This window comes from Flavobacterium croceum DSM 17960 (genome assembly GCF_002917885.1).
Classification (GTDB): domain Bacteria; phylum Bacteroidota; class Bacteroidia; order Flavobacteriales; family Flavobacteriaceae; genus Flavobacterium; species Flavobacterium croceum.
Map to the genome: position 1 here is coordinate 21160 of NZ_PQNY01000002.1, position 12556 is coordinate 33715.

Annotated in this window: 7 protein-coding genes and 1 tRNA gene; 5 read left to right on the plus strand and 3 right to left on the minus strand. The window is 33.1% G+C overall.

Annotated features, from left to right (window positions below):
* Positions 1-32: 32 nt before the first annotated feature.
* Positions 33-554 carry a hypothetical protein gene (locus Q361_RS01640; protein ID WP_103725143.1) on the minus strand — a complete coding sequence of 174 codons (522 nt, stop codon included), beginning with the start codon at positions 552-554 and terminating at the stop codon, positions 33-35.
* A 102-nt stretch (positions 555-656) separates the two neighbouring features.
* Here Q361_RS01640 and uvrA point away from each other — a divergent pair, with 102 nt between their 5' ends.
* The 5 genes from uvrA to Q361_RS01665 all read left to right on the plus strand — a co-directional run bounded on the left by uvrA (position 657) and on the right by Q361_RS01665 (position 10277).
* Positions 657-3488, plus strand: coding sequence for an excinuclease ABC subunit UvrA (gene uvrA, locus Q361_RS01645; protein WP_103724972.1), 2832 nt, complete (start codon positions 657-659; stop codon positions 3486-3488).
* 1 nt (position 3489) lies between these two features.
* The gene (locus tag Q361_RS01650; protein ID WP_103724973.1) at positions 3490-4026 is read left to right on the plus strand and encodes a GNAT family N-acetyltransferase; all 537 of its coding nucleotides are present in this window, start codon (positions 3490-3492) and stop codon (positions 4024-4026) included.
* A gap of 101 nt (positions 4027-4127) precedes the next feature.
* Positions 4128-4853, plus strand: a complete 726-nt coding sequence (locus Q361_RS01655) for an LOG family protein (protein WP_103724974.1) — start codon at positions 4128-4130, stop codon at positions 4851-4853.
* Between the two features lie 55 nt (positions 4854-4908).
* Positions 4909-7725, plus strand: coding sequence for a gluzincin family metallopeptidase (locus tag Q361_RS01660; protein WP_394335844.1), 2817 nt, complete (start codon positions 4909-4911; stop codon positions 7723-7725).
* Between the two features lie 146 nt (positions 7726-7871).
* A complete protein-coding gene (locus Q361_RS01665) occupies positions 7872-10277 on the plus strand; it encodes an alpha-ketoacid dehydrogenase subunit alpha/beta (protein WP_103724975.1) in 2406 nt (801 codons plus the stop codon).
* 336 nt (positions 10278-10613) lie between these two features.
* Here the strand turns inward: Q361_RS01665 and Q361_RS01670 are convergent.
* Together Q361_RS01670 and Q361_RS01675 are read right to left on the minus strand one after the other, a co-directional pair.
* Positions 10614-10686: transfer RNA gene (locus tag Q361_RS01670), tRNA-Met, on the minus strand.
* Positions 10687-10973: 287 nt separating this feature from the next.
* Entirely contained in the window at positions 10974-12509 is a 1536-nt protein-coding gene (locus Q361_RS01675) for a YifB family Mg chelatase-like AAA ATPase (RefSeq protein ID WP_103724976.1), read from the minus strand.
* Between the last annotated feature and the right edge of the window lie 47 nt (positions 12510-12556).

Genomic DNA, 12556 nt, shown 5'->3' on the forward strand with positions numbered 1-12556 from the left:
AACACAAAATAAGTACAGCTACTACATCTACACTATTTTGATTTTTCTCCTACAAAGTAGTCGTTTGTACTTTTAAACAATACATTAAAGGTGGTTAAACTACCATATATTCTGGTAATATATTGTTGTAGTTCTATTTTTTCGGTTTCTTCTAGGTTACTTGCATTAATTTTCTGTTCCATTACTCTTAGTCTATCGCGTACCATTACAATTTTATGAAAAAAAGTTTCAATAGGAACTTCTTTACTTTGGGTTTGTGTACTCGGTTCCATAATTAACTTTCCGCCTTTCCATTTGTCTGCAATAGCAACATTAGGAGTAATATCGCTCCAACGCATCAATAAACTTTTTAACGTTTTTTCAACTTCGTAAAAACTTACAGTATCTACCTCGCCGTCTATGGCTTCAATAACTTTAAAATCAGAATCTAAATCAATGGTTTCTATACCATTTTCAATAAAAGTAACCCAATAATGTTTGTTTGTTACGTTGGTTATTACACCCAATCCTAACTCTACGTGCTTAATGCGTGAGCCTATTCCTAATATTTTCATTCTTAATTTTATTTTTTCCAAAGATATTAAATCTGTAAAATTTAAAAACACACAATTAATATTAGCCAATAAAAAAGTAAATTTGCCTTTTTAGAAAAACTTATGCCATCATTTGAAGAACATATAGAAATTATTGGTGCTCGTGCTCATAATCTTAAAAATATAGATGTTACCATACCTAGAGATAAACTTGTAGTAATTACAGGATTATCAGGTTCTGGTAAATCATCTTTAGCTTTTGATACCATATACGCCGAAGGGCAGCGAAGATATATAGAAACTTTTTCTGCCTATGCACGTCAGTTTCTTGGAGGTTTAGAGCGCCCCGATGTAGATAAAATAGACGGTTTATCGCCAGTAATTGCTATCGAACAAAAAACAACAAGTAAATCTCCTCGCTCTACTGTAGGTACTATTACCGAAATTTATGATTTTCTAAGGCTTTTATTTGCTCGTGCCGCAGATGCTTACAGTTACAATACGGGCGAGAAAATGGTATCTTATTCTGATGAGCAAATTAAAGACTTAATTATAGAATCTTTTCAAGGGAAAAGAATTAATATTTTAGCACCCGTTATTAGAGCTCGAAAAGGGCATTATGCCGAACTATTTCAGCACATTGCAAAACAAGGATTTGTAAAAGTTCGAGTAAACGGAGAGATAGTCGATATTACTCCAGGTATGAAACTCGACCGTTACAAAACACACGATATCGAAATTGTAATAGACCGCATAGAGATAGACAATGCTACAGATACTCAAAAGCGTCTTTCCGAAAGTATCAATACAGCAATGTATCATGGCGATGATGTTATGATGGTATTGGAACAAAACCAAAAAGAAGTGCGCTTTTTTAGCCGTACGCTTATGTGCCCTACTACAGGCATATCGTATCAAAATCCAGAACCTAATTTATTTTCTTTCAATTCTCCAAAAGGCGCTTGCGATCATTGCAATGGTTTGGGTACTGTAAATGAAATAAATACTCAAAAAATTATTCCAAACACTAAAATTTCGATAAAACAAGGCGCTATTGTTCCATTAGGAGAATACAAAAGCAGTTGGATGTTTAAGCAATTGGAAATTATTGGAGAAAAATTCGGATTTTCATTAACCGATTCGTTCGAAAAAATACCACAAGAAGCCGTTGATATGATTTTGAACGGAGGGCACGAAAAATTTTCAGTAAAATCGAAAACAGCTGGTGTTACTAAAGAATATAAAATTGAATTTGAAGGAATTTCAAACTTCATCAAATCGCAATTTAATGATAGTGAATCTACAAGTTTAAAACGTTGGGCAAATGACTTTATGGACGAAGTAAAATGCCCAGTTTGTAATGGTTCTAGACTAAAAAAAGAATCGCTTTATTTTAAAATAAATGAAAAAAATATAGCTGAACTCTCGGCTATGGACTTATCGGAACTAACAGCTTGGTTTGAAAATCTTAATGAACTACTCTCCGAAAAACAAAAAGCTATTGCTAGTGAAATTGTAAAAGAAATTAACGACCGTTTGCGTTTTTTGATGAATGTTGGGCTTAATTATCTTTCGTTACAGCGAAGTTCAAAATCGTTATCGGGTGGTGAGGCACAGCGCATTAGGCTAGCAACACAAATTGGTTCGCAACTTGTAGGGGTTTTGTATATACTAGACGAACCTAGTATAGGCCTACACCAACGTGATAACGAAAGACTTATAAAATCGCTCGAAAATCTTCGAGATATAGGAAATTCAGTACTTGTAGTTGAACACGACAAAGATATGATTGAGCGTGCCGATTGGGTTATTGATATCGGGCCAAAAGCAGGTAGACATGGAGGAAAAATAATAAGTGAAGGAACTCCAAAAAGTTTACTTGCAGAACATACACTTACTGCTCAATACTTAAACGGCGAAAAAAGTATTGAAATTCCTAAAGAACGTAGAAAAGGCAACGGTAAAAAACTAAAATTAAAGGGAGCCACAGGAAATAATTTAAAAAACGTTTCGGTAGAGTTTCCATTAGGCACATTAATTTGTGTAACAGGCGTTTCGGGTAGCGGAAAATCTACCTTAATAAACGAAACCTTGTACCCTATTTTAAACGAGCATTTTTTTAATGCTGTAAAAAAACCTATGCCTTATCAAAAAATTGAAGGTTTAGAGCATATAGATAAAGTTATCGATATAGATCAAAGCCCAATAGGTAGAACCCCAAGAAGCAACCCTGCCACTTATACCGATGTGTTTAGCGATATTCGCAATTTGTTTACACAAACACCAGAAGCCATGATTCGAGGATATAAAGCAGGTAGATTTAGCTTTAATGTAAAAGGCGGACGTTGCGAAACCTGCGAAGGTAGTGGTGTACGTACTATAGAAATGGCATTTTTACCCGATGTTTATGTAGAATGTGAAACCTGCCAAGGAAAACGTTTTAATAGAGAAACACTTGAAATAAGATATAAAGGCAAATCTATATCAGATGTATTAAACATGACTGTAGATGAAGCCGTAGATTTTTTTGAAAATATACCAAAAATATACCGCAAAGTAAAAACCATACAAGATGTAGGGCTTGGATATATTACCCTAGGCCAACAAAGTACAACTCTTTCGGGCGGAGAAGCACAGCGTGTAAAACTTGCTACAGAATTATCTAAAAAAGATACTGGCAATACGTTTTACATTATGGATGAGCCTACCACAGGGCTTCATTTTGAAGATATTAGGGTACTTATGGAAGTAATACAAAAATTGGTAAACAAAGGCAATACTGTACTTATTATAGAACACAACCTTGATGTTATTAAACTAGCCGATTACATTATAGATGTAGGACCCGAAGGTGGCAAAGGTGGCGGACAAATAATTGCTACAGGCACACCCGAACAAGTAAGCAAAAACAAAGAAAGTCATACCGCACGGTTTTTAAAAATGGAGTTACAATAATATGGAACAAATACTACTACATACCGAAAGATTACTTCTTAAAAGCCTTACACCAAGCATCATACATCATGTATTCCACACAAAAAGCAAAGACGAAATTATAGCCTATTTAGGTACAAACGAACAAGGTTATTTACATTACAAAGAAATGCACGAAATGGGTATGGAAACACACCGTATTTCTATGTTTTTATTTTTATTGATAGATAAACAATCGAATACACCAATAGGAGAATGTGGTTTTCATACTTGGAATAAAACACACCGCAGAGCCGAAGTTTTCTATAACATATACTCTGAAAACATGAAACAAAAAGGCTATATGAAAGAAGCTTTACATACTGTATTGGAGTTTGGTTTTTCACAACTCAACTTGCATAGAATTCAAGCTCTAATAGATGATAATAATACACCATCTAAAAAACTGTTATTACATTTTGGCTTTGTAAAAGAAGGCACACTAAGAGAAGATTATGTAGTAAACAATACGAGTGAAGACTCCGATTGCTACTCGCTGTTACAACACGAGTGGAAATAAATATCAATAAACAACTGTTTTTTTATAATCATAGTATATCTCTAATTAAAAGTAAAAAAAACTCTACCTTTGTAAGCTTTTAAAATTTATAAAAAATAACCATGGCATTTGAAGATTACAACAACGAAGACGATAGAATAAAAGATAAATTAACTCAAAAAACATGGAATGAAATACGCACCAACGATTCTTGGGCTATTTTCAAAATCATGTCTGAGTTTGTAAATGGTTACGAGTCTATGGCTCGCATTGGCCCTTGTGTTTCTATATTTGGTTCTGCGCGCACAAAACCAGAAGATCCTTACTACTTATTAGCCGAACGTATTGCTTACAAAATAAGTAAAGCGGGTTATGGAGTGATAACAGGTGGCGGGCCAGGTATTATGGAAGCAGGTAATAAAGGGGCGCATCATGGAGGCGGAACTTCGGTAGGATTGAATATCGAATTACCTTTTGAACAACATTTTAATCCATACATAGATAAAGATAAAAATCTAAATTTTGATTATTTCTTTGTACGCAAAGTAATGTTTGTAAAATATTCGCAAGGCTTTGTGGTTATGCCAGGTGGTTTTGGTACACTCGATGAGTTGTTTGAAGCTGTTACCCTTATTCAAACAAAAAAAATAGGTAAATTCCCTATCATTCTTGTAGGTACTAGCTTTTGGAGTGGTTTGCTCGATTGGATTAAAGCCACTATTATAGAAAAACATCATAATGCCAACCCAGAAGATTTAAATCTTATTAAACTTGTAGATACAGAAGATGAAGTTGTAGAAGTACTCGACAACTTTTATAAAAAATACAATTTAAGTCCGAATTTTTAAACACACCACAAGCGTTCTTCTATAGAGCGCTTTTTTTATTATATTAGCAAAAAAAATGCTCGTGTCTAAATTTTTTGTTCGTATATACTGCTTACTGTTTTCTGTTTGTATAGGTTATGCCCAACACATACACAAAATTTCTGCTGTATTAAATACCGAAGAAAAAACACTTTGTGTATTTCAAGAAACAACTTACAAAAATACAAGTTCAGATACGCTTCACGAAATAATTCTTCAAGATTGGATTAATGCCTACGCAGATAGAGATTCGCAACTCGGAAAACGATTTTCTGATGAATATGTACGTAGTTTTCATTTGGCAAGTACCAAAGAACGAGGCAAAACCTCTGAACTTCATTTTATAGACGAAAACAAATATATTCTTCGCTATAAAAGATTGCCCAATCAAGAAGATGTAATTTCTCTAAAACTTAATACACCGCTTGCTCCATCGCAATCTATTACTTATTCTTACAATTATGTAATTAAATTACCCAGTAGTAAATTTACAGGAATTGGATATGATGAAGAAAATGGTTATGTACTAAAAAATTGTTTTATTACACCTACCATGTATACAAATGAAGGTTTTATAAAAGACAGTAATTTAAACCTCGATGATATGTCTAATGCCTTGGCAGATTATCAAATAACCCTTGAATTACCCAATAATTTAAGTATAATAAGCGATATTTCTGATGCTCAAAAAAAAGAAAATAGATACTTTTTTGAAGGTAAAAACAAACTAAATTATTCATTTTATATTTCAGAAAAAAATAATTTTTCTGTATATAAAAACCAACACGTTGAAGTAGTAAGCAATTTGCAAGGTACACGTGTAGACGAAATTAGCAAAGCTATTGTTATTGATAAAGTTATCAGTTTTGTAAACGAAAAACTAAACACTACTACCCCATCTCGTATTGTAGTTTCGCAGTACGATTACACTATTAATCCTTTTTATGGGTTAAACCAACTACCTGCACTGCTAAATCCTTTTCCAAACGACTTTATTTTTGAAATGAAGTTTTTAAAAATCTATTTAAACAATTATTTAAAAAATTCACTTCAAATTCCGCAACGCAAAAACAATTGGATATACGATGCCATACAATATTATTACATGATGGATTATATCGATTTATACTATCCAAATGCTAAAATGATGGGCAGTATTGCCAAACGAAAATTAGTTAAGGGATACCATCTTGTTTCGCTAGATTTTAATGAACAATACAGTTATTTTTATATGCTTATGGCTCGAAAAAATCTAGATCAGCCTCTTAATTCAAGTAAAGACGAGCTTATTCGATTTAACGAAAAAATAGCTTCAAAATACCGTGCAGGTTTAAGTTTTAGGTATCTTAATGATTATTTAGGTAGCAATACATTGGATACTTCTATACAAGAGTTTGTAAAAAATTCGAGTCGTACTATTTGCTCTGCAGAAAACTTTAAAACTATTTTAAAAAAGAATACAACCCAAAATGTAGATTGGTTTTTTGATATTATCATTAATTCAAGAAAAGCAATAGACTACAAATTTCATAAAGTAAATAAAACACCGCATGAAGTTTCTTTTGAGTTAAAAAACAAAACCAATGTTTTTACGCCTATTCCTGTTTACGGACTTAAAAACGACTCTATCGTATTTAAACATTGGATTTCAGAATTTAAAAAAGATTCCATTTATACGTTTCCTAGAAACAATGCCGAAAAAATTGTTATCAATTATAAAAATATCGTTCCCGAATACAACCAACGAAACAACTGGAAATCATTAAAAGGTTTTTTCTTAACCAATAGACCTATAAAATTTAATTTCATGAAAGATTTGGAAGATCCAAATTACAATCAAATTTTATACGTTCCAGAATTTGGCTACAATCTATACGATGGCATAATAGCAAGTTTGCGCTTTCATAATAAAACAATTTTGGATAAACCATTTACTATAGATGTGTCTCCTTCCTATTCTACCAATACCCAATCATTAACAGGAAGTTTTTCATTTTCGATTAATCAAAATAACAGAGATAGTAAATTATTCAATATTCGTTACGGTGTAAGTGGCACATATTTACACTATGCCCAAGATGCGGCATACACACGTATTAATCCGTATGTAGCCATGCGATTTAGAACCGATGATTTTCGGTTAAATCATTTTAAATCTTTGGTAATGCGTCAAGTATATGTAAATAGAGAGCCGAGCCAATTGGTAAAAAACACGCTTGAAGGCAGTTATACTGTTTTTGATGCTAGATTTTCCAATTCGTTTTCAGAAATGGCAAAAGCACTAGGCTACAGCACCGATTTGCAATTGGGTGGTAACTTTGGAAAATTAATTGTAGAATCATGGTATAGAAAATGGATAGGATCATACAGACAACTCAATTTAAGATTGTATGCTGGAACCTATTTGTACAACAATACCAATACTAATTTTTTTGATTTTGCTTTAGACAGACCTTCAGACTACTTGTTTGATTACAGTTATTTTGGGCGTTCTGAAAACAGTGGTTTTTGGAGCCAACAATACCTTACAGCCGAAGGTGGATTCAAGTCAAAAATAACCGATAAATTTGCCAACCAATGGATTACAGCAGGTAATGCTAGTATAAGTATTTGGAATTGGATAGAAGCCTATGGCGATGTAGGATTGCTCAAAAACAATGGATTTTCTCCAAAATTTGTGTACGATAGTGGTATTAGACTTAACTTGGTTCCCGATTATTTTGAATTATATCTACCAATATCTTCAACAAATGGTTGGGAAATAGCACAACCGCACTACGCTGAAAAAATTAGATTTGTAATTGCTTTTAGTCCAAAATCTTTATTAGGACTTTTTACCAGAAAATGGTTTTAATATTTCGGTATTATTATTTTTTAAAGCGATTTTATGTTTTATTTTTATTAATAAATCAAAAAAAGCCTTTCTATTGCGAATAATTTAATTACAAGTACACGTATTATATCTATAAAATTTATAAATTTGTTTTTTAAAGAAATATTATGACCGAGGTAGAAAATAAAGATTCAATTACGTTTGACGATTTTAAAGCAGAAGTTTTAAACGATTATAAGTTAGCTCGTATCAGTAGAGAATGTAGCCTATTGGGAAGAAAAGAAGTACTTACCGGTAAAGCTAAATTTGGAATTTTTGGCGACGGAAAAGAAGTTCCTCAATTGGCAATGGCTAAAGCTTTTAAAAACGGAGATTTTCGTTCGGGTTACTACCGCGATCAAACCTTTATGATGGCAATAGGAGCCTTAACTCCACAACAATTTTTTGCAGGTTTGTACGGCCATATCGATTTAGAATTAGAACCCATGAGTGCTGGTAGACAAATGGGCGGGCATTTTGCAACTCATTCATTAGATGAACATGGAAACTGGAAAAATCTTACAAAACAAAAAAATTCTTCTTCCGATATTTCTCCTACAGCAGGGCAAATGCCTAGATTACTTGGCTTAGCTCAAGCATCAAAAATATATCGAAATATAAAAAATATCACCAATGCTGATTTATTTTCTATAAATGGAAATGAAATTGCTTGGGGTACTATTGGAAATGCCTCTACTTCTGAAGGTTTATTTTTTGAAACGATAAATGCCGCAGGAGTTTTACAAGTACCTATGGTAATGAGTGTTTGGGATGACGAATACGGAATTTCTGTACATGCAAAATACCAAACTACAAAAGAGAGTATTTCAGAAATATTAAAAGGATTTCAAAGAGATTCCGAAAATAACGGTTATGAAATATTTACTGTAAAAGGTTGGGATTATCCTGCACTAGTAGATACCTATCAAAAAGCGTCTCAAATAGCTCGCGAAGAGCACGTACCTGTTTTGATTCATGTAGATGAATTAACGCAACCTCAAGGTCATTCTACTTCGGGTAGCCATGAGCGATATAAAAATGAAGAGCGATTAGCTTGGGAAACTCAATTTGATTGTGTTGCTCAAATGCGTAGCTGGATGATTGAAAATAATTTAGCCACTTCTGAAGAGTTAGAAGAAATTGAGAATGAGGCAAAAAAAGAAGTAAACGAAGCAAAAAAACAAGCTTGGTTAAACTTTATTACTCCTATCAAAAACGAACAAAAAGAACTAGAAACTATCTTATTACAAGTAGCTTCTACCAGCGAGAATAAAGTTTTTATTGAAAAAATGGCTCGCGATATTGGTTCTATAAAAGAGCCTATCAGAAAAGAGTTATTGGTTACTGCTAGAAAAGTGCTACGCATGGTAATTCATGAAAATGGTAGATCTATTATTACCCATTGGATTTCAAATTATTTCAATGCAATACAGCCTAAATATAGTTCTCATTTAGAATCAGAATCTCAAAATAAAGCAACTTCAATACAAGAAATAGCTCCAAGTTATAGCAATGAATGTGAAGAAGTAGATGCACGACTTATCATTAGAGATAATTTTGACGCTATTTTTACTCAATACCCCGAAGCATTAATTTTTGGAGAAGATAGCGGAAACATTGGCGACGTAAATCAAGGTTTGGAAGGCTTACAAGAAAAATATGGAGAACTCCGAGTATCAGATGTTGGTATACGTGAAGCTAGCATATTAGGTCAAGGTATTGGTATGGCTATGAGAGGTTTGCGTCCTATTGCAGAAATTCAGTATTTAGATTATTTGCTCTACGCTTTGCAAATTATGAGCGATGATTTGGCAACTTTACAATACCGAACTCATGGCAGACAAAAAGCTCCAGTAATTATTCGCACAAGAGGGCATAGATTGGAAGGTGTATGGCATTCTGGTTCTCCTATGGGTATGATTTTAAATGCTGTTCGTGGTATTCATGTTTTGGTACCTCGAAATATGACGAAAGCGGCAGGATTTTACAATACTTTATTAATGTCAGACGAGCCTGCTCTAGTGGTAGAATGTTTAAATGGTTACCGTTTAAAAGAAAAAATGCCAAATAATATAGGTGCTTTTACAACTGCTATTGGTGTAGTAGAAACTATAAAACAAGGTGTAGATATTACATTGGTTTCTTATGGTTCAACATTACGATTGGTAGAACAAGCAGCAAACGAACTTGAAAGCATAGGTATTAGTGCCGAAATTATTGATGTTCAGTCATTACTTCCTTTTGATATTCATCATGATATTGTAAAAAGTGTTTCAAAAACCAATAGATTATTAATAATTGATGAAGATGTACCTGGAGGAGCTAGTGCATATATTTTACAAAAAATTTTAGAAGAACAAAATGCTTATCAATACTTAGATAGCAAACCTCATACGCTAACAGCCAAAGCCCATAGACCCGCTTATGGCACTGATGGTGATTATTTTTCTAAACCAAGTTCCGAAGATATTTTTGAAAAGGTATATGAGATTATGCACGAGGCAATGCCATATAAATTTTCAAAACTATATTAAATTATATACTATGAGTCCGATAAAATATCGGACTCATTTTTTTACAAATATATTATGCTTTTTTTCTTCGAACAACAATCGTAAAACATTTTTCTAAATTCTATTGAGAAATTTATAAAAATTAATATTAATCCATTTAACAGCTTATTTTCTATCAATTAATACACTTTCTTGTTTATGGTTGGGTAGCCTGTAAAATAATTAGGTATGCCTAATTGTATGCCTTTTTTCCTAATATTTTGAAGTTTAATAGAAAAGTAGAAATTATAGAGGTATTGATTTTACTGACTTTAACTCAATAAAAAAAGCCACTCATTACTGAATGGCTTTTCTTTGTAGCGGGGACTGGACTCGAACCAGTGACCTTCGGGTTATGAGCCCGACGAGCTGCCTACTGCTCTACCCCGCGATTTGTGAGTGCAAATATACTACTATTTTTTAATTCACCAAATAAAAAACATGGTTTTTTATAGCATATAATAATTTGTAACAGTATTAGAATTGCTAGTCTAGATGTTAAAATTCGATAACTTATTATATTTCAACAAAATAATTATTCTCTTTTTAAAAAAATATTTAACTGTAGTGATGTTTCTCAATGATACTTTTTTAAGATCTAAATTAGATTACATCCTAAAAATAGAGAAAATTCACTTGTAAAGTTCTAATAAAAATCAACTTATAAATAATAATTCTTTAACCCAGCCAACCTTCTCGATCCAAACTTCTGTATTGGATAGCTTCTGCAATATGGTGAGATTTAATATCGATAGATAATTCTAAATCTGCGATGGTTCTAGAAACCTTCAATATTCTATCGTAAGCTCGAGCAGATAAATTTAACCGTTCCATTGCATTTTTTAATAAACCTAAAGAATCGGTATCGAGTTTACAAAATTCTCTGATTTGTTTACTGCTCATTTGAGCGTTATAATGTATATGTTCGAGTACTGCAAAACGTATAGATTGTATTTCTCTAGCCTTGGTAACTCGCTCTCTAATTTGTACACTTGACTCTGATTTTCGGGTTTCCGACAATTTTTCGAAAGGCACAGGAGTAACCTCTATATGAATATCGATTCTGTCTAAAAGTGGTCCAGAGATTTTGTTTAAATACCTCTGCATTTCTGTAGCAGATGTTTGTATTGGCGCACTAGGATCGTTAAAATAACCACCCGGACTCGGATTCATACTCGCAACAAGCATAAACGAAGAAGGATATGTTATTGTAAACTTGGCTCTAGATATGGTAACTTCTCTATCTTCAAGAGGTTGTCGCATAACTTCTAAAACCTCTCTTTTAAATTCTGGAAGTTCATCTAAAAACAAAACACCATTGTGTGCTAACGAAATTTCTCCAGGTTGTGGATAACTCCCTCCTCCTACTAATGAAACTGAAGAAGCAGTGTGATGTGGTGATCTAAAAGGTCTTTGACTTAATAAACCTGCATTTTTAATTTTACCTGCCACCGAATGTATTTTGGTTGTTTCAAGCGCCTCACGCAAAGTCATGGGTGGTAAAATACTTGGTAAACGCTTTGCGAGCATGGTTTTTCCAGAACCTGGTGGGCCTATCAAAATAATATTATGTCCGCCGGCTGCTGCAATTTCCATGCATCGTTTTATAGATTCTTGCCCTTTGACATCTGAAAAATCAAATTCAGGAAAATCTAAGGTTTTGTAAAACTCTTCACGAGTATTAATTACAGTAGGTTGAAGTTTCTTTTTTTCATCAAAATGATCGATTACTTCGGTTAAATTTTCTACGCCTAAAACTTCCAAATTATCAACAATGGCGGCTTCTTTTGCATTTTGTTTAGGCAAAATAAATCCTTTAAAACCTTCATCTCTTGCTTTTATTGCAATAGAAAGTGCTCCTTTGATAGGTTGCAGACTGCCATCGAGCGAAAGTTCTCCCATAATAAGGTATTTGTCCACATTATCAGATTTTATTTGTCCTGATGCGGCTAAAATACCAACAGCAAGTGGCAAATCGTAGGCAGAACCTTCTTTTCGCAAATCGGCAGGTGCCATGTTTATGGTTATTTTTTTACCTGGAAGTTGGTAACCTGTATTTTTTAAAGCCGCTGCAATTCGATAACTGCTTTCTTTTATAGCGATATCTGGTAAACCAACTAAATGATACCCGATTCCCTTATCAATATTTACCTCTACAGTAATTGTGGTTGCATCAACTCCAAACACAGCACTTCCATAAACTTTTACTAACATGGCTTATACAATAAATTATGATTATGATACAAATATAATAGAAGATA